This is a genomic window from Brevibacterium sp. (assembly GCF_052105255.1).
In the GTDB taxonomy this organism is placed as follows: Bacteria; Actinomycetota; Actinomycetes; order Actinomycetales; family Brevibacteriaceae; genus Brevibacterium; species Brevibacterium linens_B.
In genome coordinates, this window is record NZ_JBQDYQ010000055.1 from 1 (window position 1) to 20,628 (window position 20,628).

23 protein-coding genes are annotated in these 20,628 nt (G+C 65.5%); 14 read left to right on the forward strand and 9 right to left on the reverse strand.

Going from position 1 to position 20,628, the window contains the following annotated elements; all coding sequences use genetic code 11:
* Nucleotides 1-150: 150 nt before the first annotated feature.
* Both ACTIIH_RS13105 and ACTIIH_RS13110 read right to left on the reverse strand, forming a co-directional pair.
* A complete protein-coding gene (locus tag ACTIIH_RS13105) occupies nt 151-606 on the reverse strand; it encodes a MarR family winged helix-turn-helix transcriptional regulator (RefSeq protein ID WP_441452252.1) in 456 nt (151 codons plus the stop codon).
* A 295-nt stretch (nt 607-901) separates the two neighbouring features.
* Entirely contained in the window at nt 902-2,128 is a 1,227-nt protein-coding gene (locus tag ACTIIH_RS13110) for an SPFH domain-containing protein (RefSeq protein ID WP_441452254.1), read from the reverse strand.
* 462 nt (nt 2,129-2,590) lie between these two features.
* On the opposite strand from ACTIIH_RS13110, the gene nagB reads away from it, so the two are divergent.
* Nucleotides 2,591-3,373 carry a glucosamine-6-phosphate deaminase gene (nagB, locus tag ACTIIH_RS13115; RefSeq protein WP_441452256.1) on the forward strand — a complete coding sequence of 261 codons (783 nt, stop codon included), beginning with the start codon at nt 2,591-2,593 and terminating at the stop codon, nt 3,371-3,373.
* Nucleotides 3,374-3,603: 230 nt separating this feature from the next.
* Here nagB and ACTIIH_RS13120 read toward each other — a convergent pair whose 3' ends face one another.
* Nucleotides 3,604-4,269, reverse strand: coding sequence for a TetR/AcrR family transcriptional regulator (locus ACTIIH_RS13120; RefSeq protein ID WP_441452258.1), 666 nt, complete (start codon nt 4,267-4,269; stop codon nt 3,604-3,606).
* Between the two features lie 163 nt (nt 4,270-4,432).
* Between ACTIIH_RS13120 and ACTIIH_RS13125 the strand changes: the two genes are divergently transcribed.
* The 6 genes from ACTIIH_RS13125 to ACTIIH_RS13150 all read left to right on the forward strand — a co-directional run bounded on the left by ACTIIH_RS13125 (nt 4,433) and on the right by ACTIIH_RS13150 (nt 10,792).
* Nucleotides 4,433-5,305 (forward strand): CoA transferase, encoded by an 873-nt coding sequence (locus ACTIIH_RS13125; RefSeq protein WP_441452260.1) that lies wholly within the window; start codon nt 4,433-4,435, stop codon nt 5,303-5,305.
* Nucleotides 5,306-5,461: 156 nt separating this feature from the next.
* Nucleotides 5,462-6,616 carry an acyl-CoA dehydrogenase family protein gene (locus ACTIIH_RS13130; RefSeq protein WP_441452262.1) on the forward strand — a complete coding sequence of 385 codons (1,155 nt, stop codon included), beginning with the start codon at nt 5,462-5,464 and terminating at the stop codon, nt 6,614-6,616.
* 116 nt (nt 6,617-6,732) lie between these two features.
* Nucleotides 6,733-7,812 (forward strand): glycosyltransferase family 2 protein, encoded by a 1,080-nt coding sequence (locus ACTIIH_RS13135; protein WP_441452263.1) that lies wholly within the window; start codon nt 6,733-6,735, stop codon nt 7,810-7,812.
* The gene (locus tag ACTIIH_RS13140; protein ID WP_441452265.1) at nt 7,809-8,726 is read left to right on the forward strand and encodes a hypothetical protein; all 918 of its coding nucleotides are present in this window, start codon (nt 7,809-7,811) and stop codon (nt 8,724-8,726) included. Before ACTIIH_RS13135 ends, ACTIIH_RS13140 begins: the two co-directional genes overlap by 4 nt.
* 22 nt (nt 8,727-8,748) lie before the next feature.
* Nucleotides 8,749-9,210, forward strand: coding sequence for a DUF3151 domain-containing protein (locus tag ACTIIH_RS13145; protein ID WP_025779998.1), 462 nt, complete (start codon nt 8,749-8,751; stop codon nt 9,208-9,210).
* Between the two features lie 112 nt (nt 9,211-9,322).
* Nucleotides 9,323-10,792, forward strand: coding sequence for an MFS transporter (locus ACTIIH_RS13150; protein ID WP_441452267.1), 1,470 nt, complete (start codon nt 9,323-9,325; stop codon nt 10,790-10,792).
* Nucleotides 10,793-10,865: 73 nt separating this feature from the next.
* Here ACTIIH_RS13150 and ACTIIH_RS13155 read toward each other — a convergent pair whose 3' ends face one another.
* A complete protein-coding gene (locus ACTIIH_RS13155) occupies nt 10,866-11,210 on the reverse strand; it encodes an ArsR/SmtB family transcription factor (protein WP_441452269.1) in 345 nt (114 codons plus the stop codon).
* 199 nt (nt 11,211-11,409) lie between these two features.
* Between ACTIIH_RS13155 and ACTIIH_RS13160 the strand changes: the two genes are divergently transcribed.
* Nucleotides 11,410-12,486, forward strand: coding sequence for an NADH:flavin oxidoreductase/NADH oxidase (locus tag ACTIIH_RS13160; protein WP_441452271.1), 1,077 nt, complete (start codon nt 11,410-11,412; stop codon nt 12,484-12,486).
* A 183-nt stretch (nt 12,487-12,669) separates the two neighbouring features.
* Here ACTIIH_RS13160 and crcB read toward each other — a convergent pair whose 3' ends face one another.
* The 4 genes from crcB to ACTIIH_RS13180 all read right to left on the reverse strand — a co-directional run bounded on the left by crcB (nt 12,670) and on the right by ACTIIH_RS13180 (nt 15,681).
* Complete coding sequence (gene crcB / locus ACTIIH_RS13165; protein WP_441452273.1) at nt 12,670-13,047, reverse strand: fluoride efflux transporter CrcB; 378 nt, start codon at nt 13,045-13,047, stop codon at nt 12,670-12,672.
* On the reverse strand, nt 13,044-13,478 hold the full coding sequence (locus ACTIIH_RS13170; protein WP_441452275.1) for a CrcB family protein: 435 nt from the start codon (nt 13,476-13,478) through the stop codon (nt 13,044-13,046). The genes crcB and ACTIIH_RS13170 overlap by 4 nt, the downstream gene beginning before the upstream one ends.
* Nucleotides 13,475-14,083: a universal stress protein gene (locus ACTIIH_RS13175; protein ID WP_441452277.1), complete on the reverse strand. Its 609-nt coding sequence runs from the start codon at nt 14,081-14,083 to the stop codon at nt 13,475-13,477. The genes ACTIIH_RS13170 and ACTIIH_RS13175 overlap by 4 nt, the downstream gene beginning before the upstream one ends.
* A gap of 308 nt (nt 14,084-14,391) precedes the next feature.
* Entirely contained in the window at nt 14,392-15,681 is a 1,290-nt protein-coding gene (locus tag ACTIIH_RS13180) for an aminotransferase-like domain-containing protein (RefSeq protein WP_441452279.1), read from the reverse strand.
* A 306-nt stretch (nt 15,682-15,987) separates the two neighbouring features.
* Here ACTIIH_RS13180 and ACTIIH_RS13185 point away from each other — a divergent pair, with 306 nt between their 5' ends.
* Complete coding sequence (locus ACTIIH_RS13185) at nt 15,988-17,274, forward strand: adenylosuccinate synthase (RefSeq protein WP_169251350.1); 1,287 nt, start codon at nt 15,988-15,990, stop codon at nt 17,272-17,274.
* A 30-nt stretch (nt 17,275-17,304) separates the two neighbouring features.
* Here the strand turns inward: ACTIIH_RS13185 and ACTIIH_RS13190 are convergent, their stop codons facing one another.
* A complete protein-coding gene (locus ACTIIH_RS13190; RefSeq protein WP_441452281.1) occupies nt 17,305-17,658 on the reverse strand; it encodes a hypothetical protein in 354 nt (117 codons plus the stop codon).
* 178 nt (nt 17,659-17,836) lie between these two features.
* Between ACTIIH_RS13190 and ACTIIH_RS13195 the strand changes: the two genes are divergently transcribed.
* The 5 genes from ACTIIH_RS13195 (at nt 17,837) to ACTIIH_RS13215 (ending at nt 20,576) form a co-directional block, all read left to right on the forward strand.
* Nucleotides 17,837-18,676 (forward strand): urea carboxylase-associated family protein, encoded by an 840-nt coding sequence (locus ACTIIH_RS13195; protein WP_441452283.1) that lies wholly within the window; start codon nt 17,837-17,839, stop codon nt 18,674-18,676.
* Nucleotides 18,677-18,704: 28 nt separating this feature from the next.
* A complete protein-coding gene (locus ACTIIH_RS13200) occupies nt 18,705-19,016 on the forward strand; it encodes an arylamine N-acetyltransferase (protein WP_441452285.1) in 312 nt (103 codons plus the stop codon).
* A 120-nt stretch (nt 19,017-19,136) separates the two neighbouring features.
* Nucleotides 19,137-19,313 carry a hypothetical protein gene (locus ACTIIH_RS13205; protein WP_441452287.1) on the forward strand — a complete coding sequence of 59 codons (177 nt, stop codon included), beginning with the start codon at nt 19,137-19,139 and terminating at the stop codon, nt 19,311-19,313.
* Nucleotides 19,314-19,345: 32 nt separating this feature from the next.
* Entirely contained in the window at nt 19,346-19,552 is a 207-nt protein-coding gene (locus ACTIIH_RS13210) for a hypothetical protein (RefSeq protein ID WP_441452289.1), read from the forward strand.
* A gap of 121 nt (nt 19,553-19,673) precedes the next feature.
* The gene (locus tag ACTIIH_RS13215; protein ID WP_441452291.1) at nt 19,674-20,576 is read left to right on the forward strand and encodes an alcohol dehydrogenase catalytic domain-containing protein; all 903 of its coding nucleotides are present in this window, start codon (nt 19,674-19,676) and stop codon (nt 20,574-20,576) included.
* Nucleotides 20,577-20,628 lie beyond the last annotated feature (52 nt).

A 20,628-nucleotide genomic window follows, 5' to 3' on the forward strand; every position in this document is an offset into this window, starting at 1 on the left:
CCTTTCCGTCGCTCGTGCGTCCGTGGCCGTCGCGGCCTTCGCCTGTGGCCAGTGCCTCTGCTGTGTAGAGAGCCCTCATGATGTTTCCTTCCGTTGGTGGTGCATTGTCGGATCAGTGGTGATCGGTGGGGTCGGTGGTGAAATGTGGGGTCAGCGGTGCAGTACGGGTTCAGTGCGCAGGTTTCTCGTCAGCGCGCGCAGAGTCTCCAGCAGCTCGGGCATCGACGCGGGGTCGAGATTCGTGCGGTCGCCGATCCGGGCCGGTACGCATTCGGCGCGTTCTTTGGCCGCTGCGCCCTCGGCGGTGGCGCGGACGAGAACTCTGCGCGAATCCTCGGCGGAACGATGGCGGGTGACGAAGCCGAGCGATTCGAGTCGTGACAGCAGAGGGGAGAGCGTGCCCGAGTCGAGCTGCAGACGCTCGCCGAGGCGCTTGACCGTCACACCCTCGTCGTTGGAGCCCTCTTCCCACAGCACGAGCATCACCAGATACTGCGGGTAGGTTATGCCGAGTTCGGCAAGGAGATCCTTGTACGACGCGGTCATCGCTCGTGACGCCGAATAGAGAGCGAAGCAGAGCTGCTGGTCGAGGTCGAGCGCGTTCATGTGAAAAATAATTGCACACAATTCAATTGTGCACAACCAATAATTCCGAGAGGCATCGAGTTCCTGGGAGTCAGCCAGTTCACGGGCGGCGTCGATTTCCCCGGTGGCGGCGAGTTTCTAGGAAGAGAAGTTCCCAGGTGCCGGCGGGTTCCTATGGGGAGGAACTCCTTTGGGGAGGAGTTCCCAAGTGGATTTCCGGGGGTGCGCATGCGGATGAGGGGCGGGTGAAGATCTCTCTTCACCCGCCCCTCGGCGGTGTGTGCTGAGCGATGACTGCCGGCCCAGCGTCGTCGGCTCAGCGTTCGTTGCCGCCGCGGCGGTTGCGCCACTGCTCGGCGGCGGCGCGAACGGCCGACTGGGCCGCGGAGCGCGGGTCCGAGTGTCCCTGCCCACCGTGCTGGCCTTGGCCCTGCCCCGGGCGGCCCTGCCCGCCCGCTCCCTGTCCAGAGCCGCCCTGGCCCCGTCCGCCGACATACTGCCCGGACAGATCTGTCGGGGGAGTCGTCGGCTGCGGCGGGACGTTCGTGCCGTCGCAGCCGCTGCCGGAGCTGCTCCTGGAATCGCCGCCCGCATCGTCGCGGCCCTGCGGTGCGGGCAGATGCGAGCCTTCGTCGGCGGCATTGGCAGCGAACAGCGCGTTGCGGATCTCCTGGCCCATCTCGCCCAGGCCGCCCGGGTTCGACGGCATGAACAGCACGTTCGACCGGCCCTCCTGCGCGACGTTCTGCATCGTGTCGAAGTACTGGGTCATCATCAGCAGCTGCTCGGCAGTCTTGTGGATGCCCACCTCCTGGAGCAATGCGTACTGTTCGGCGATGCCGTTGGCGATCGCCTTCCGCTGAGCGGCCACGCCTTCACCGTGCAGGCGCATCGCCTCCGATTCGGCCTGCGCTTGAGTCACGCGCTTGATCTTGTCGGCCTCGGCCAGCGACTGCGCGGCGACCTTGTCACGCTGCGCGGCGTTGATCGAGTTCATCGAATCCCGCACGCGCGGATCAGGGGTGATGTCCGTGACCAGAGTGCTCACGATCTTGAAGCCGTAGCGCTTCATCGACTCCGACAGTCGGCGCTCGACGTTTTCGGCGATGTCGTCCTTCGACTCGAACGCGGTGTCGAGCGTCAGTCCGGACAGTGCCGAACGGACGGTGTCGAAGACATAGGAGCGGATCTGCTCCTCGGAATTCGCCAGACGGTAATAGGCATCGGCGACGTTGTCCTCTTCGACGACGTACTGGACCGCAACCGGCACCGTGACGAAGACGTTGTCCTTCGTCTTCGACTCGATGTTGACCTCGAGCTGCTGGACGCGCAGCGAGATCGGCCTGCTCGTCGTCTCGATGAACGGCACCTTCGTGTTCAGTCCCGGCCGCGCGACCTTCTTGAACTTGCCGAATCGTTCGACGATGACGTTCTCCTGCGTCTTCACCGTGAAGAACACGCTCGTGCGCAGCTTCCCGAACAGCAGGACGGCGACGACGAGGATGATGATGACAACGGCGATGGTGACCGCCACTCCACTCATGACTCCTCCAATGGGTCGTGGTTGTCGGCCGTGCGACGACCGCTGACGCCTATCACTCTAGTAGTCATCGAGTGCCGCGTATATGACAAGGCCGCTGGTTCTCGTCTCGAGGGGGAGCTCATCACCGTTCATCTGATGTCAGACGTAGACTGGAGGCTCAGCGTGGAACGACCACCGGCAGGTGATCATGGCGGATCCGACAGGGACCGGACGGAAAGTGACGACCTCCGACGGAATCAAGGATCTCATCCTCTCCGATGGTCAGTGCACACTGCCGTCCTACCCGAACTCAATGTGGCCGTGGCCTCCGGCCTGGGGCAGACCGCACGTGCCCACGGCCTCATGCTCGAAGCGGCGGAATCCGGCGTGTCGAGGCTTTCCGCGCCGCGATCACCATCCACTATGAGCCGATCATGCGCGCCCTCGAACAGAAACGATTGACTGAACGCAGAAGGAGACAACATGGAAGTCGTCATCGCCGACGAATACACGCTGGCGGAGCTCGCCGCCGACGCGATCGAGCGGTTGCTGCGCACCGAAGACTCACCCGTCCTCGGCCTGGCCACCGGGTCGAGCCCGCTGCGCATCTACGATGAGCTGACCACCCGCCACAAGAACGAGGGTCTGTCGTTCGCCCGCGCGCAGGCCTTCATGCTCGACGAATACGTCGGAATCGCCGACGATCATCCGCAGCGCTATCGCAACGTCATCGACGCTGAGATCGCCACTCGCGTCGATTTCGCCGAGGGGGCCGTCCACGGCCCCGAGGGATCCGCCGATGACTTGGCGGCCGCCTCGGCGGACTATGAGCGAAAGATCGCCGAGGCGGGCGGGATCGACCTGCAGATCCTCGGGATCGGCAGCGACGGTCACATCGCGTTCAACGAACCCGGATCATCCCTGGCCTCGCGGACACGGGTGAAATCCCTGACGCATCAGACGCGGCTCGACAATGCGCGGTTCTTCGACGGCGACGTCGAGCAGGTGCCGAAACTGTGCCTGACCCAAGGGTTGGGCACGATCATGGAGGCGAAGCATCTCGTGCTCGTCGCGACCGGAGGCAACAAGGCCGAGGCAGTGCATCAGATGGTCGAAGGGCCGATCTCGGCGATGTGGCCGGCGACCGTGCTCCAGATGCACCCGCATGTCACGGTCATGCTCGACGATGCTGCGGCGTCGAGGCTGCAACTCGGCGACTACTACCGCCACGCGTACGAGAACAAGCCGGAGTGGCAGAGCCTCTGAGGGCCTCGCCCACAGGGAGCTCGCAGCCCTCGACCGTCTGGCCAGGCTCGTTCCGTCGGGTCGTTCACGCCGTGTTCCGTCGAGGGTGACGATGTGGGATCCGGCCAGAGCTGCCGCGAAGGCGTGTTGGACGGTCGGAGTGTCCCGGAGCGTCCATGCTCCCTCCTTACCACCCGGAGGGCGGCCGGCGTGATATCCGCGCAGGCGAGGGCGGGTGCAGTTGAGCTGGATCAATTCTGCGGTGTGCGCACGGTGATCGTCAGCTCCGGCTTCGCCGCCGGGAGTTCATCAGCGGAAAACGAGTCGATGACCTGATCGACGAGCGGCTGGAGGAACAGCTTGCCCAGCTGCCGGATCATGACTGTGACGACCTGATCGACGCGACTCCTGTCCGTCGAGGCGACGCCTCCCGAGCGCATGGAATCCACGCTCTGCAGTGAGAGCCTGGCCAGGCGTGTGATGAGAGTGCGACCGGCAGAGCCTTCGAGGAGTTCGCGGCGCAGGTAGCCGACTATGAGCGGGTTCGCCTTGAGCATCTGAGCCACCGCGGCATCGCGCCCGGCGGTATCCGCGACGGAGTCCGGAGCTGCGGCATCGGCTTCGGTGATCGCTGCGGCGAATTGGTCGACGATCCAGCTCTCGACAGCCGCCCGCAGTCCGTCCTTCGAGCCGAAGTGGTGTGAGATCAGGCCGATGGCCACTCCCGCCTCGGAGGCGATCGCGCGCAGGGGAGTGCCGGCGAATCCGGTCGTGGCGAACTGATGGAGACCGGCATTGCGAATCCGGGCACGGCTCGTGAGATCGATCGCCGAGGACTCGCCGGCGTCGGCGTTCCTGCTCTTGCGCTCCGCATTCATCGGCACATCCATGTCCTCACTTCTGTCGTCCGCGGCCATTGTCTCAGACCAATGCTGTTGCCCTTTCTTCTGCCGATGCTCGTGCCCGTGTCGGTGTCCGTGCCTGGGAACCGGAAACTTCTCGTCATGGTATTGAACGTTCTTTCAATATCCTATACATTCATTCAGGAAAGTTGATTCGACTCGACCGGGGGATCCGCGAATGACCGCCTCTCAACCGCTCAGCGGAGTCACGGTGATCTCTCTTGCCGTCAATCTGCCGGGACCGCTGGCGGCAGCGCGCCTGCATGCTCTCGGTGCCCGGGTCATCAAGGTCGAACCGCCCATCGGCGATCCCCTCAACCTGATGTTCCCCGCCTACTACCAGGAGCTCACCGACGGCCAGGAGATCCGCACCATCGACCTCAAAGACGATGAGGGAATCGAACAGCTCCGGACGCTCTTGGCCGGGGCCGACCTGCTGCTCACCTCGATGCGTCCCCGCGCAGCCGCCGCTCTCGGCCTGCCCGAACTCGTCGACGAACACGGGCTGGTCCACGTCGAGATCGTCGGCTTTGCTGGCAACCGCGCCGACGTCCCCGGCCATGACCTCACCTATCAGGCAGCGCACTCCACCCTCCTCCCCGGAACCATGCCCACGGTGCCCGTCGCCGATGTCCTCGGCGGCGAGCACGCAGCACTCCAGGCTCTGGCAGGGCTGCACGAACTCGAGACCCGACGCACTGCTGCCCAGGGCGCCGGTGATCAGGACGCGAACGGTCAGCACAGCGGCGGAATCGTCCGTCGCGTCGTCCTCGACGAGGCGGCCGAATGGGCGGCGGGACCGGCACGGCACAAAATGAGCACACCGGGAGGTCCCCTCGGCGGGGGAACGCCTTTCTATCGGACCTACTCGACCGCTGACGGTCATATTGCCGTCGCCTGCCTCGAGCCTCATTTCGCGAAGGCGCTGGCCTCCCTCGTCGGGTCCGAACACGAGGAACTCGAGAAGGCCTTCGCCGCCGAGCCGACGGCGTACTGGATCGACTTCGCAGCCGAACATGATCTGCCCATTGAGCGAGTCGCTCTCGGCTGAACATCGCGCACACGAATACCCCCACATGATCACCCACAGCGCATCCCCGCACCAGCAGCCCGCATCCCCCTCATCAGCACCTCCCCTTACTGACCTCTCTGGGGCCGGCACGCCCCTTCGGAACCAACACGACGAGCAGATTCAGGAGACCACACAATGATTCTCGACGGATACCGCGGCGCCTGGGAGACCCAGGAGACGGATGACCTGCGCGATCTGGCACGCGGATTCTTCGCCAAGGAGATCGTGCCGCACGAGGCCCGCTTCTCCGAACAGAAACAGGTCGATCGTGACACGTGGACCCGGGCCGGCGACGCCGGTCTGCTGTGCATCTCGATCCCCGAAGAGTACGGCGGCGGTGGCGGCACCTTCGCCCACGAGGCGGTGCTCCTGCAGGAACAGGGGTTCGTCGGCGACACCGCCTGGGGCAACAGCGTCCACTCGACGATCAACGCCCACTACATCAACGCCTTCGGCACCGAAGAGCAGAAGCGCAGGTGGCTGCCGCGCATGGCCACCGGCGAGCTCGTCTCGGCGATCGCCATGACCGAACCGGGCACCGGATCGGACCTGCAGAACATCACGACCCGGGCGGTGCGTGACGGCGACGAATATGTCATCAACGGCGCCAAGACGTTCATCACCAACGGGTCCCACGCCGACCTCGTCATCATCGTGGCCCGCACCAGCGACGAGCCCGGCGCGAAGGGTGTCTCGCTCATCGTGGCCGAAGTGAATGATCTGCCGGGGTTCTCGCGCGGACGTGTGCTGGAGAAGGTCGGACTGCACGGGCAGGACACGCGGGAGCTGTTCTTCGAGGACATGCGCGTCCCGGCCGAGAACGTCCTCGGCGGAGCCGAAGGCCGCGGATTCATCCAGCTCATGCAGCAGCTGCCTCAAGAACGACTGGCGATCGCCGTCGGCGGTGCCGCGACCGCGGAATTCGCCGTCCGTGAGACCGTCGCCTATGCGAAGGAGCGGGAGGCCTTCGGCCGGCCCATCCTCGGTTTCCAGAACACGAAGTTCGTCCTCGCCGAATGTGCCACCGAGACATTGTCCGTCCGCACCTTCATCGATCATCTCACCAGTGAGCACATCAAGGGGACGCTGACGACCGAACAGGCCTCCGCTGGCAAGTACTGGGCCACGGACGCTCAGAACCGGGTCGTCGACCGCTGCCTGCAGGTGTTCGGCGGCTACGGATACATGGTCGAATACCCGATTGCTCGCCTCTACGCCGATGCCCGGGTGCAGAAGATCTACGGCGGCACGAACGAGATCATGAAGGAGCTCATCGCTCGGGGCCTGTGAGCCGGGCCCCGGCGCCGGCGAGGCGTCTGGTGCCGACGGGGCGTCCGGCGCGTGCCGGGCTCCACCTGTATGCCCCCTCAAGACCGAGTGCGCGCGGGTATGGGAAGATTGACAGCGTGTCGAAAGTACTTGAGATCCTGACCCCGGAGGGCCTCCCGCCGCTTAACGAGAAGCCCGGTGTCTCCTTCATCATGCCGGTCCTCAACGAGGCCGAACACATCGAGCAGGCGATCACCACGATCCTCGCGCAGGAGTATGACGGGGACAAAGAAGTCGTCCTCGCCCTCGGCCCCTCGTCCGACGATACGAATGCCATCATCGCAGCGATGGCCGCCCGCGACTCACGGATCCAGACGGTCGACAATCCGCAGGCCGCGACCCCGATCGGGCTCAACCTCGCCATCGCCGCGACCCGGCACCCCGTGATCATCCGCGTCGACGCGCACTCCGGACTGAGGCCCGACTACACCAAGCAGGCCATCGACACTCTGCGCGAGACGAAGGCCGCGAACTGCGGCGGGCTCATGCTCGCCCGCGGCACAACCTCCTTCCAGAAAGCCGTGGCGCGGGCATACATGTCCCCGGTCGGCCTCGGCGGCCCCGCCTACCACTCCGGCGACGAGGCGCAGGAAGCCGAATCGGCCTACCTCGGCGTCTATCGTCGGGAAGTGTTCGACCACCTCGGCGGGTTCGACGAAGGCATCAAACGCGGTCAGGACTGGGAGCTCAACCTGCGCATCCGCACCGCCGGCGGCCGCATCTGGTTCAACCCCGACATGGAAGTCACCTATTGGCCGCGCGGCACCTGGGCGAAGATCGCGCAGCAGTTCTGGGCCACCGGAATCTGGCGGGCCGAACTCATCCGCCGCTACGGATCGCAGAACTCCATCCGCTACTTCGCCCCGCCGCTACTCGTGCTCGGCATGAGCGCGGCCGTCATCGAGACCCTGCTTCAACTGTCCGGATCGACGAAGCGGTGGCCGAAGTTCCTCCGCCGGTTCACTTCGCTCATCCACGTGCCGAGTTTCGGCTACATCGCCGGAATCCTGGCCACCGCCTCGGCGGCGAAGGACTGCGGACGACGCGAGCGATTCTGGTTCGGCATCGTCCTGCCGACCATGCACCTGTGCTGGGGTGCCGGGTTCCTCCGGGGACTCGTCACCGGGGCCGGAACGACGAAGGACAGCAGCCGATGAGCAAGAAGAAGCCGAGCCGGGCACACCGGGACCGCTACGGCCGCGGCACCACTGATCCGCTGCCGAGCGTCGATCCCGAATCCCGCGAGCGCATTCCCGTGCCCGATCGTCCCGAGCCGAAGAAGTTCAACGCACCCCTGTGGGCCGGCGCCATCGTCGTCGTCCTCGTCGCGGGTGTGTTCGCGATGAACCTCTTCGGCTCCGACGACCAGCTGACCGTCGAGTCGCTCAACCCGCCGGCCGTGGGCGCCCTCGACGGCGGATCCTCGGTGTACCCGGCGAACTCGAAACTCGCCTTCACCGAGAACGTGAAGTTCGGCTACCTGCCCGCACCTACGCTCACCGCGCTCGGCGACGGTACGATCGTGGCCGCGAACCCGGAGACCGCCGCCGAGGACATGGGCCTGAAGAAGAACCTCGATGAGCTCGACTCGGACGAATTCCTCGACCAGACCATCAATCCGGCACGTCAGAACACGAGCCCGGGCGAGCCCATCACCTGGGACCAGATCGTCGATGAGTTCGGCGGGGACACCGTGTTCATGCCCGCCATCGACTCCACCGAGGTGGCCACCCCCGCATTGAAGACCATCACCGAGGCGGGGCTCGAGGATTCGACGCTCGTGCGCACCGATGACCCCGAGGTGGCCCGTGCCGCCGCCGATGCCGGCGTCGGCGCCATGTTCACCGGGGACGTGACGGCGACCAGGAACGAGTCGCTTTCCGGTAGCGGATACACGGCCCTGGCCGTCGAGGCCGATGCCGCCGAGAAGTGGACCGGGGTCGACCTGGCCGTCTGGGCCACCGACGTCAAGGACGAGAAGCAGCTCGAGAAGCTCGCCGACGCCGGAGTCACCGGCGCGCTGAGTGAGAACCCGTACACAATCCTGCCGTCCGAAGTGAAGAAGAACTGACCTCGACAACCAAGGAGACGCAATGACCCAGCCCATCGGCAACCCATCGCATATCGGCAATCTGGATGCCAGCCAGCTCGGCCCGCAGCCGACCTACCTGCCGGACGACCACCCGGACGTCGACGCTCGCAAGCGCATCGACGCAGGTGAAGAGCCCATCGACGTGGCAGCCGCACTGCCGGCCTCATCCTTGGCGTGGGCGGAACTCGCCGATGAAGCGCATCAGGAGGGCCGCCTCGTCGACGCCTATGCCTACGCCCGCGTCGGCTACCACCGCGGACTCGATGCCCTGCGTGCCGCCGGATGGCGTGGTGCCGGCCCGATCCCGTACTCGCACGAAGTCAACCGCGGTTTCCTCCGCGCGCTCTACGCGCTCGGCCGTGCCGCCGGAGCGATCGGCGAAGGCGAAGAGGCCGCACGCATCGAAGAATTCCTGCACTCCTCCGACCCGACAGCCGTGGACGCCATCGGCCGCGGGGAATAGAAGGAGTAGGCCCGCCGCGCCGTCGGCGAATACATCTGCCTCCGTGGCGCGTGAGCAAACGCACCACGGAGGCCGATTGTGCTTGTCGGCAGGGCGGCGTAGAACTATATGAATGGGTAATGTTTCCGAGACGGTCATGACGGCAGAGCAGCGCAAGATCCTGGCGGTGATGCTCGTCCCGATGTTCATGTCGCTGCTGAGCGTCTCGATCGTCAATGTCATCCTTCCCGATATGCAGCGCTCGATCGGCGCCTCGAACTCGGCGATCCAGTGGGTGCTGTCGGGCTATACGCTCGCCTTCGGCGTGCTCCTCGTCGCCGCCGGCCGAGCCGGAGACCTCTTCGGACGTGGTCGGCTCTTCGTCATCGGCGTCAGTGTCTTCGCCCTCGGTTCCCTCATCTCGGGTCTGTCCCCGGACCCGCTCGTGCTCAACGTCGCCCGTGTCGTCATGGGCCTCGGCTCCGGTCTGCTCAGCCCTCAGGGCGTGGGGATGCTCCAGCAGTACTTCCACGGGAAGGTGCGCGGTCGCGCCTACGGGATGTTCGGCACGATCGTCGGCGTCTCCGTGGGCATCGGCCCCGTGCTCGGCGGCGGACTCATCGCTGTCCTCGGCGACGAGTGGGGTTGGCGTTCGGCGTTCCTCATCAACGTGCCGATCGCCTTGGCCGCAATCATCCTCGGCCGGTTCTGGCTCCCGCAGAGTGCCTGGGTCGGCATCGGCACCGAGTCCGATTCGCACGGCCGACGCCGGGCCGACTTCGATCCGGTCGGGCTCGTTCTGCTCGGCGTGGGTACGTTGTTGGTCATGCTGCCCTTCCTCGAGCGCAGCGCAGGTGCTTGGATCTATGCCCTCGTCCCCGTCGGCGTCGCCGTCGTCTGGCTGTGGGTGCGATGGGAGAACCGATACTCTCGTCGAGGCGGATCACCGATGGTCGATATGCAGCTGTTCCGGACACGCAGCTTCGCCTACGGGGCATCGCTGACGTCCATGTATTTCGTCGGAATGCCCGGCATCTGGGTCATCGTCGCGCTCTACCTGCAGAACGGTCTCGGATTCCCCGCCCTCCACGCGGGCCTTGTCGGTCTGCCCTCGGCGCTGCTGTCGGCCATCGCCGCACAGGCAGCCGGCCGGGTCGTGCTCACCTTCGGCCGGAAGATGGTCGTCCTCGGGGTCGCAATCGGTCTGACCGGGGTCGTCGCCTCGGCGCTGCTCGTACTGGCACATGAGGCCTGGGGGATCAGCATCTGGTGGCTGCTGCTGACGCTCGGGATCACCGGCCTCGGGCAGGGAATGGCGATCAGCCCGAACCAGACGCTCACTCTGGCCGAGGTGCCCGTCGAGTACGCGGGCAGCTCCGGCGGTGTGATGCAGACCGGGCAGCGGGTGGGTACGGCCATCGGCATCGCGATCGTCACCGCCGTGTTCTTCGTCGTCCAGCCTCTCGCCGGCTACGGCGCTGCCATCGTCGCGGGCTTCGGATTCATCGCGCTCGTCATCGTCTTCGCCGGAATCATCGGACTGGTCGATCTCGCGCGCGGTCGGGCCAAGGCCCGGCAGGACAGCCAGCCGGTCAGCAGCTGAGGCCCGGTCTTGCGCAGGGGAGAGCGTCGCCCGCCCGATGCGGCCGCGTCTGGGCGGAGGCGACTCGGCTGGGTCAGTCGCGAGATTCGGGGACGGTCGCCTCGGCGCGTTCGATGTTCTGGGCGGCGAACACGGCGTCGAGGAGGCCGGGGAAGCGGGCGTCGAGATCGTCCTTGCGCAGGGTATTCATGATCTTCGTGCCCTCGTACTCCTGGCGGATGACGCCGGCTTCGCGCAGGGTGCGGAAGTGGTAGGTCGCCGTCGACTTCGACACCGGCAGCTCGAAGGTCGCGCACGCATGATCGCCGAATGCGTCGTTGAGCTTGCAGGCAACGGTCCGGCGGACCGGGTCGGCCAGCGCGGCCAGAACCGCGTCGAGTCTCATCTCGCCCCTGCTGGGGTGGTCGAGTGTGCGCATAAGGACCCTCCCTTCTCGCCCTCGTGTCGGTCAGCGTCGGTGGATGTCATCTGAACAGCGACCGATCACATGTAGTGCCGTATCTCCCCATTGTACGAAACATTTGGTAGTACGAAATGCATCGTAGTATGGTGCTTCATTGAAGTACGAAGAACGTCGTACATCCAAATGCACATCCTCCACGAGATCACGAGGTGTCATGTCTCATCTGCTGTTCGAGCCGCTCACTCTGCGCGGGTTGACCTTCCGCAATCGCATCTGGGTTCCGCCCATGTGCCAGTACTCCGTCGAGGCTCTCGACGGCGTCCCTGTCACCTGGCACACCGTCCACTACGGCGCCATGGCCAGGGGAGGTGCGGGAGCCGTCATCGTCGAAGCCACCGGCGTCACTGCCGAGGGGCGGATCTCGGCGAAGGACCTGGGGCTGTGGAACGACGCGCAGCGCGACGGCTTCGCCCCCATCGTCGACTTCCTTCACTCGCAGGGAGCGGCCGCGGGCATCCAGCTCGCCCACGCCGGCCGCAAGGCCTCGACATATCCCGAGTGGGGGACCGACCACGACGGCAGCCTGCCCGTCGACGAAGGCGGTTGGCAGACCGTGGCTCCGTCCGCGTTGGCCTTCGAGGGCCTCGCCGAACCCCGGGCCCTGACTGAGACGGAGATCGCCGAGGTGGTCGCGGCCTTCCGGTCGTCGGCCCGCCGGGCGATCGATGCCGGGTTCGACTTCGTCGAGATCCACGCCGCGCACGGCTACCTCCTCCATGAGTTCCTGTCGCCGCTGAGCAATACGCGCACCGACTCCTACGGCGGAACCTTGGAGAACCGGGCCCGTCTGCTGCTCGAGATCGTCGATGCCACCCGCGCCGAGGTGGGCGAGGACGTTCCCGTGTTCGTGCGCCTGTCCGCAACGGACTGGACCGACGGTGGCCTCACACTCGACGACACCGTCCACGTCGCCGGATGGCTCAAGGACCACGGCGTCGACCTCATCGACGTCTCCTCCGGCGGCAATGCGATGGCGTCGATTCCCGTCGGTCCCGGCTACCAGACGACCCTGGCCGCCGGCGTGCGTCAAGGGTCGGGTCTGCCGACCGCGGCCGTCGGCCTCATCAGCGAACCGTTCCAGGGCGAGCACATTCTGGCCACCGGTCAGGCCGATGTGATCCTCGTGGGCCGCGAACACTTGCGCGACCCGAACTTCGCGCTGCGCGCCGCCGACGCACTGCGCTTCGACATCGACTACCGCCCGGCTCAGTACCACCGCGCGTATCAGTGAGCTGAGCTCAATTCGCTGGAGCGGCGCGGCGCTCATACGCTGACGGCCCAGTTGAAGTTGAATAGCACATGTTCAAACGTGTGCTCTTCGACTTCAACTGGGCCGTTCGGCATCTGCGCGGTCTGCGCCTCGCCGAGGGGGAGCGTGTGGAGATGCGGCTGAGCTTAAAACGGTCGGTCGCTGCTAAGCCAGGCCGCCGAGCCACAGCCCGATCGCCGCGGCCGTTGTGGTGAAGATGAGGGTGCCAAGCCCGTTGACCAGGCCGGCGACCCAGCGACGTTCTTGGAGAAGCCGAACAGTCTCGAAGCTCGCCGTCGAAAACGTCGTATAGCCGCCGAGGAATCCCGTGCCGAGCACCAGGCGCCAGGCTTCCGGAAGGAGATTCGTCCCGGCCAGTCCGATCAGGAGTCCGAGCACGAGCGATCCCGAGACGTTGATGATGATCGTTCCCCACGGCAGGGCGGTGCTCATGCGGGACTTGATGAGTCCGTCGATCAGCATCCGTGACGAGGCGCCGAGCCCGCCGGCGGCGGCAAGAGCGATGAAGACCAGCGGCGTCATCGGGCACCTCCTCGGCGGAGGGCACCGGCGGCTGCGATGCCGACGAACGTGGCGAGACCGCCGATGAGCACCGTGCCCACCCCGTAGGCAAGACCGACACCGGGGCTGCTCGCACCGCCTGGACCCGCGCCGAGGAGGCCCGCCGTATCCGCGGCCAGTGCACTGTACGTGGTGAAACCGCCCATGAAACCGGTGCCCCCGAGGATCCGCATTCTCCGGCGCCACCCCTCATCGGGACCGCTGCGCGCCAGGGAATCCAAGAGAAGACCGAGTGCGAAAGCGCCGAGGATGTTGACTGCTAGGATCGCCCACGGCACATCGCCGAGGGACGGCAGGCTCAGACTGACCGCCTCGCGTGCCGCGGTTCCGAGCGTGCCGCCGAGGAACGCGAGCCCCAGATAGGACAGGCGCAGGTGGACCGGCCGGGTCACTGCCCGGCCTCGTCGGTCAGAGATTCAGCAACGGGGGAGGCGCCTGGTGTCGGCGACGTCGCAGCAGCTTCGGGGGCATCCATGCCCTCGGTGCCTGCCGCCAGCGGAACGACGACGAGCGGGCGATGCTGGTGCCTCGACAGCTGGATCGCGACCGAGCCGTTGAAGAACTCGTGCAGAGAGCCGCGGACACCTGCGCGACGGACGCCGAGGATGATCATGCGGGCATCGAGCGCCTCGGCGAGCCGGTCGAGTTCCTGCGCCGGCGACCCGGCCAGTGCGCGGGTCGACCAGGCCACATGCGTCCCTGCCAGGGCGGCAGCGATGCGGCGCTCGAGTTCGGGGTCGAACTCGGTGGCCGCCTCGTCGGTGGTGTCGGGATCGATGGGCATCGAGAGCAGGGAGCCGTCGGGGCGGGTCCCAATGGTGTAGCGGGAATCGTCGACATGGGCACAGACGAGCTCGGCGTCGAAGTGGGCGGCGTAGTCCGCGGCGGCGGCGATCACCTTGGCGGGCTGATCGGGAACGATGCCGAGGATGATGCGGGCGCGCGGCGGCCCGTCATGTTTCGGATCGCGATGTCTCGGTTCGGGGCCGGTGGTCATGGTCTCTCCTACCTTTCGGGCATGCTGAAGCCGGTCGAGGTAGGGACTGTTGTCGACTGCGGAGTCTCGAGCGTCTGCACGAGTCCCGCGCCGAGGTTGGGTACGGCGAGCCCCACCGCCGTGTCGCGCATGCGCGACAAATTCATTGTGCCACAGGGGGCAGACGCGGTCGCGGGCGGCGGACAGGCATCGTGCCGCCGGCGGGCACGGCCGCGTCCGAGCGCCGAGGCGACCCTCAGTGCGGGAGCGTTCCGACGTCGTGGTCGGGCGAGGTCAGGGCCGCCTCGGCGAGGTTGTCGTCGTGGTGATCAGCGCTCTGCGCGGTACCGGTCGACGGCGCGGCGGAGACGTTCGAGGCCGTCGTCGATGCGGTCGGGGGCCGCCGAGGCGAAGCACAGGCGCAGCGCATTCGAGAAGTTCCCGGCCGGGGAGAACGCGGGACCGGGGATGTAGGCGACCCCCTCCTCGAGCGCGGTGGTCATGAGGTCTTCGGTGTTGATGGATTCGTCCTCGAAGGTCATCCACAGGAAGAATCCGCCGTCGGGATCGGTGGCTCGGATCTCGCCCGGGAAGAGGCGGGCCAAGCCCTCTGACATCGCGATCTTCCGGTCGCGGTAGGCCTTGCGTAGGACCTCGACGTGGGAGTCGGCACCGCCTTCGGCCAGCCAGCGGGCGATGAGGTGCTGGTTGGGGACGGGGGCGCAGGAGTCCATCGTCTGTTTGGCGTTGACGGCGAGCTCGCGGACCTCCGGGTCGACGTCGATCCAGCCGACCCGCAGGCCCGGGGCGACGAATTTCGAGAATGTGCGCACTCCGAAGATGAGGGGATCGTTCGGGCTGAGGTCGCTCAGCGCCGGCAGGGACTGACCTTCGAAGCGCAGCATTCCGTACGGATTGTCCTCGATGATCACCGACCGGTGGCGGTGGGCGAATTCGAGCAGGCGCTCGCGACGCGGCAGCGACATCGTCACTCCGGCCGGGTTCTGGAAGGTCGGGACGGTGTAGATGACCTTTGGGGCGCGTCCGGTGCGCTGCGAGTGCTCCTCGAGGGCGTCGATCTGCATGCCTTCCTCGTCGACGGGGATCTCGAGGATCTCCGCCTCATAGCTCATGGCCGTCGCCGAACCGTTCGTATAGGTCGGCGACTCACAGGCGACGAGGTCACCCGGGGTGACGAAGAGTTTGAACCCGAGATCGAGTCCCTGCATTCCTCCGGAGGTGATGAGGAGGCGGTCACGGTTTTCCTGCTGTTCGGGCGGGATCTGATCGGTGGACGCGAGGTAGTCGTGGAGGGCCTCGATGAGGATGGGCTCGCCTTTCGTCTCCCCGTACGTGAAGTTCTCCGGGGAGAAGACGTCTGAGGCGATCCGGGCGAAATCCGCGGCCGGGAGCATATCCGGCGCCGGTGCCCCCATGCCGAACTTGACGATGTCGTGGTCGTATTGGGCCAGCACCGTGGTGGAGGCATCGATGACGGACCCGACGAGCTGATCGCGGCGGCGGGCGTAGGGCAACGCGGGGGACTGCGACTGGTTCTCCGGCTGGTTCGGGGACTGGTTCTGCGAAGCACTCGTGGCCGGATGCATTGACGTGGACATGAGCGACCTCCTCTGAGCGGTGATGCCCTGAAGCCGACGGCTCCGACGACAATGCCAAGGCTCCCGCCCGAACGACGGGTTACGTGGGTCACTTCAGCATAGGGGTGGGGGACCTGGCGAACAAGGATGCCGAACACCTGCGATTTCGGGCGAGTCGGCGATTGGGAGAGGCCGGTCATGCTGCGCGAGCAGATCCTCGCCGAGCTGGGGAGACGCGGCAGCTGGGCCGGGGTGGCTGCGTCAGTGTGACCCAGTAGACTTGGGGAGTAATGACATCCCCTTTTCACTTCGAGGTGAAGCACTCTCATGCCAGCAATCGTTGTCGTCGGCGCTCAGTGGGGCGACGAAGGTAAAGGTAAGACCACCGATATCCTCGGCACCAGCGTCGACTACGTGGTCAAGCCCAATGGTGGGAACAATGCCGGCCACACGGTTGTCGTCGGAGGAGAGAAGTACGAACTCAAGCTTCTGCCGGCGGGCATCCTCTCACCGAACGTCACCCCGGTCATCGGCAACGGCGTCGTCGTCAACCTCGAGGCGCTCTTCGAGGAGATCGACGCCCTCGAGTCGCGCGGCGCGGACACATCGAAGCTGCGGATCTCGGCGAACGCCCACCTCGTGGCTCCGTACCACCAGACCCTGGACAAGGTGACCGAACGGTTCCTCGGCAAGCGGGCAATCGGCACCACCGGCCGCGGCATCGGACCGGCCTATATGGACAAGATCGGGCGCTTGGGCATCCGCGTCCAGGACGTCTTCGACGAGTCCATCCTGCGCCAGAAGATCGAAGGATCGCTGCGGCAGAAGAACGAACTGCTTGTCAAGGTCTACAACCGCCGGGCGGTGTCGGTCGAAGAGATCGTCGAATACTTCGAACCCTTCATCGAACGTCTGCGTCCCTACGTCGCCGAGACCGAGCTCATGCTCAATGAGGCGCTCGACCGCGGTGAGGTCGTCGTCATGGAGGGCGGTCAGGCGACCATGCTCGACGTCGACCACGGCACCTATCCGTTCGTCACCTCGTCGAACCCGACGGCCGGCGGATCCTGTGTGGGCACCGGCATCGGCCCGACGCGCATCAACCGCGTCGTCGGCATCGTCAAGGCATACACCACCCGTGTGGGTGCCGGGCCGTTCCCGACCGAGCTGTTCGATGAGATGGGCGAATACCTGCAGAAGGCCGGCGGAGAATTCGGTGTCAACACCGGCCGTCCCCGCCGCTGCGGCTGGTACGACGCGGTCATCGCCCGCTACGCCGCCCGCACCAACGGCTTCACCGACTATGTGCTGACCAAGCTCGACGTGCTCACCGGCATCGAGCGCATTCCTGTCTGTGTCGCCTACGACGTCGATGGAGTGCGCCAGGACGAGATGCCGGTGTCGCAGACCGAGTTTCACCATGCGAAGCCGATCTTCGAGTACTTCGACGGCTGGACCGAGGACATCACGAAGGCTCGCACCTTCGACGACCTGCCGGTCAACGCACAGAAGTACGTGCTCGCACTCGAGGAGCTCTCGGGCTGCCGGATGTCGGTCATCGGCGTCGGCCCCGATCGCGAACAGTCGATCGTGCGTCACGACCTGCTGGACTGAGCGCGGCCCGCGGGAGCTTCCCGCATCGAATCACGTGGTGAAGGGCGGAGCCGACAGTGAGTCGGTTCCGCCCTTCCGCATGGGACCGCCAGCACAGTGCTGTGGGTCGCCACCCCGCAGTTTCCGGATGGACTCGATGGCGCCCTCGTAGGCGGCGGCGATGTCGACGAGGTCGATCCGGTCCGGCAGGTCCCCGGGAGGCTGATGGCTGAGGAGGAATTCCACTGTCGCGCGGACAGAAGCTTCGTCATTGCCCAAGACTCCGTCGGAGACCTCTTCGGCATCGTCGAACATCAGAACGAGCTCGTCGGTTCCCGTCGCTGAGCGGATGCTGGCCAGGAACTCTCCCGTGTCCTGCATCTCCACGTCGATCTCTTCAGCCATTCCGACCTCCCACTGCTCGGTGCACGCGGTTCGGTGCATGCGACGACGCGGCTCATTCACCTGCGTCGGCTCTCTGATTTCAGCATAGACCCGACGACCACCGTCTTGGACAGCCGGTGAGAAGCTGGCATCGTTGCAGGCAACACAGGCAACACCGTCACGGAGGAGGATGCGTCCAATGGCTCAGAGCCGCCTGCAGGAAGCCGCCTATCAGGGACCTGCGCTCGAGGTCGACAGAGACTTGTACTCACGGATCGGCGAAGACGTGCACTCTCGGGAAGTCATCGACGAATTCACCATCCCCATTCGCTCCGGACAGGCCTGGGACATCCCTGCCGGCCACGTCTGCCGTATCTCCACGGTCGACGGACCGCAGGTCGGCGACTTCAATCTGTGGAATCGCCACGACCCCAGGGAGCGATTCTGGGCGGCACGGACCCGACAGCTGCAGGCTGCACACGTCTCCACCTTCGACCGTCTGTGGTCGACGCTGCCGTTCCTGCGGCCGATGGCCACCATCGTCAGCGACACGCTGTCCGACTACGGAACCGACCCGGAAGGCGGACGAGTGCACGACACACTGGGCACCCGATGCGACCCATACGTGTCACGGATGCTCAGCGGCGTCGACTTCGACTACCACTGCCATTCCAACCTCGTCCGTGCGGTCCTGCCCTACGGCCTCACCGAATTCGACATCCACGATGTGCTCAACGTCTTCCAGTGCACTGGGCTGAATGACAACGACGAATACTTCATGAAGACCTGCCCTGCACGGCCCGGTGACCACTTCGAGTTCTTCGCCGAACAAGACCTGCTCGCGGCCCTGTCCACCTGCCCTGGCGGAGATCTCTCCGCACCGATGTTCGGTGACGGCTCGTCCGACCCGGTGGAGAACTGCCACCCCCTGCAGGTCACGGTCTATCGGCTCCCCGAGGACCTCCTCGGCGAGTGGGAGCAGCCGACCTCGCCGAGCTATCGAGGAGCCCACGGACTCCGACCCCAACCGTGGGCGTAAGCACGCACCAGAGCGGAAAGGACCTGCAATGGCAGCGTCAACGCTCGTGAGACGGTACGCCGACCGGCTTGGCCTCGAAAACTCGGAGAATGAGCTGCAACGTCGGGTACAGGGGACGACCGACGAGGTCATCAACCTCATCGATGAGCTGCTGGTCGCACATGTCAGGTCCATCTGCTTCGAGAGCCTCGACGTCATCGACGCACGCGCGGCAGGGGAGTCGAGGGGCTTTCCCACCGACCTCGACTCACTGACGACGAAGCTCTTGGAGGCCGGCCGCGGCGGCTGCTGCCATGAACACGCGGCTTGCCGCCGATGCCGTGGCCCGGACCCGGACTGAGGAAACAGATTCGGTGGGGGCCGCCTCGGCGAGGGGCTGACCTGTTCCCATTTGCCCAAGACCTGAGGGTGGGCGCGCATCGTTGATGGAATTCCGACTGCGACGACCTCAGGAGTGACCATGTCCGAGAATCATGCCAACTTCTGGCCCATTTTCCGCTACCGCGGTGGTGCCAAAGCCGCGATCGCCGTCCTTCAGGAGGCGCTCGGCTTCGACGTCATCGCCGAGTACACGAACGCCGACGATCCGGATCGCGTCGATCACGCCAAACTCGCCTGCCTGACCGCGGGGGAGTGACGCTCGGGTCCGTCCGCGACGACGGCGGGGTCATGACCAAGACGGGAGTCGCCTCGGGGTCGGTGTATCTGGCCTCCGGCAACGTCCGTGAGCTCCACCAGCGTGCGCTCGTCGCCGGCGCCACCGAGGTCATGGGACTGACCGAGCAGGACTATGATCGCTCGACTTCGCAATCCAGGACCCCGAGGGTGTGCTGTGGTCGGTCGGGAGCTACCGCGGGGCCGGCACGAAGTAGCTGATCGTTTGTGGAAAATAGGGTTTCACCAGGTGGTATAAGGGTTCAATTATCTGTTGCGCGGGCCTAACGTGGGCTTCGGAGCGGAGATCACCGTCCCAATCCATTCGAAAGGAACTCGCACCATGAAGGCGATCGTATTCGAAGACTTCAAGACCTTTCCCACTCTCAAAGACGTTGAGAAGCCCATACCAGGACCAGGTGAGGTTCTGCTCAAGGTTGCAGGAGCAGGAGCCTGCCACTCGGATGTTGCCGTGTATAACGAATTCGAAGAGGGCACCCCCGGAGCAGTACCGCCGCCATTCGTCCTCGGACACGAGAACTCGGGGTGGGTCGAAGACCTTGGCCCCGGTGTGTCAGGAATCAAAAAGGGTGACGCCTACCTCGTCTACGGCCCGATTGGATGCGGTCGTTGCCGAGCCTGCTCACGTGGGCAGGACACCTATTGTGAGAACGCCTCGACCAACCCCTATCTCGGAGTCGGGCTGGGACGCGACGGCGGGATGGCCGAATACGTCACCGTTCCCGCACGGAACCTCGTCCCGCTTGGGGATGCCGACCCAATTGCGGCAGCACCGCTCTCCGACGCAGGCCTGACCCCCTATCACGCCATCAAGAACTCGCTGCCGAATCTCGCGGGAGGCGGACGCTACGCGCTGGTCATCGGTCTCGGTGGGCTGGGCCAAATCGGAGTGCAGATCTTGAAGGCTCTCACCGGTGCGACGGTCATCGCCACGGACATGAAGCCCGAGGCGATGGCGAAGGCCGAAGCGGCTGGGGCTATGACCGTGGGTGGAGGAGATGGTCAGGTCGAACGAATCCGTGAGATCACTGGTGGCAAGGGCGTCGATGCCGCGTTCGACTTCGTCGGTGCCTCCTCGACAGTCAAGGTCGCCGCGCAATCAATGGCCCGCATGGGTCGTTGCACGATCGTCGGCATTGCCGGCGGAACGTTTGAATGGTCCTTCTTCACCAATCCCTACGAAGCGACGCTGACGAACACCTACTGGGGAACGATCGAAGACTGAGCTTCCCCGCAAGTCGTGGACACGTGAACCACGTCACGCAGCCTGCGTAGAC

Coding starts and splice junctions, on each gene's coding strand:
- ACTIIH_RS13215 (WP_441452291.1), top strand. CDS start 19,674: ATGAAGGCGATCGTATTCGAAGACTTCAAGACCTTTCCCACTCTCAAA.
- crcB (WP_441452273.1), bottom strand. CDS start 13,047: ATGACGCCGCTGGTCTTCATCGCTCTTGCCGCCGCCGGCGGGCTCGGC.
- ACTIIH_RS13185 (WP_169251350.1), top strand. CDS start 15,988: ATGCCAGCAATCGTTGTCGTCGGCGCTCAGTGGGGCGACGAAGGTAAA.
- ACTIIH_RS13190 (WP_441452281.1), bottom strand. CDS start 17,658: ATGGCTGAAGAGATCGACGTGGAGATGCAGGACACGGGAGAGTTCCTG.
- ACTIIH_RS13210 (WP_441452289.1), top strand. CDS start 19,346: ATGACCAAGACGGGAGTCGCCTCGGGGTCGGTGTATCTGGCCTCCGGC.
- nagB (WP_441452256.1), top strand. CDS start 2,591: ATGGAAGTCGTCATCGCCGACGAATACACGCTGGCGGAGCTCGCCGCC.
- ACTIIH_RS13140 (WP_441452265.1), top strand. CDS start 7,809: ATGAGCAAGAAGAAGCCGAGCCGGGCACACCGGGACCGCTACGGCCGC.
- ACTIIH_RS13145 (WP_025779998.1), top strand. CDS start 8,749: ATGACCCAGCCCATCGGCAACCCATCGCATATCGGCAATCTGGATGCC.
- ACTIIH_RS13180 (WP_441452279.1), bottom strand. CDS start 15,681: ATGTCCACGTCAATGCATCCGGCCACGAGTGCTTCGCAGAACCAGTCC.
- ACTIIH_RS13110 (WP_441452254.1), bottom strand. CDS start 2,128: ATGAGTGGAGTGGCGGTCACCATCGCCGTTGTCATCATCATCCTCGTC.
- ACTIIH_RS13120 (WP_441452258.1), bottom strand. CDS start 4,269: ATGGCCGCGGACGACAGAAGTGAGGACATGGATGTGCCGATGAATGCG.
- ACTIIH_RS13195 (WP_441452283.1), top strand. CDS start 17,837: ATGGCTCAGAGCCGCCTGCAGGAAGCCGCCTATCAGGGACCTGCGCTC.
- ACTIIH_RS13130 (WP_441452262.1), top strand. CDS start 5,462: ATGATTCTCGACGGATACCGCGGCGCCTGGGAGACCCAGGAGACGGAT.
- ACTIIH_RS13155 (WP_441452269.1), bottom strand. CDS start 11,210: ATGCGCACACTCGACCACCCCAGCAGGGGCGAGATGAGACTCGACGCG.
- ACTIIH_RS13125 (WP_441452260.1), top strand. CDS start 4,433: ATGACCGCCTCTCAACCGCTCAGCGGAGTCACGGTGATCTCTCTTGCC.
- ACTIIH_RS13205 (WP_441452287.1), top strand. CDS start 19,137: ATGTCCGAGAATCATGCCAACTTCTGGCCCATTTTCCGCTACCGCGGT.
- ACTIIH_RS13200 (WP_441452285.1), top strand. CDS start 18,705: ATGGCAGCGTCAACGCTCGTGAGACGGTACGCCGACCGGCTTGGCCTC.
- ACTIIH_RS13160 (WP_441452271.1), top strand. CDS start 11,410: ATGTCTCATCTGCTGTTCGAGCCGCTCACTCTGCGCGGGTTGACCTTC.
- ACTIIH_RS13105 (WP_441452252.1), bottom strand. CDS start 606: ATGAACGCGCTCGACCTCGACCAGCAGCTCTGCTTCGCTCTCTATTCG.
- ACTIIH_RS13175 (WP_441452277.1), bottom strand. CDS start 14,083: ATGACCACCGGCCCCGAACCGAGACATCGCGATCCGAAACATGACGGG.
- ACTIIH_RS13150 (WP_441452267.1), top strand. CDS start 9,323: ATGGGTAATGTTTCCGAGACGGTCATGACGGCAGAGCAGCGCAAGATC.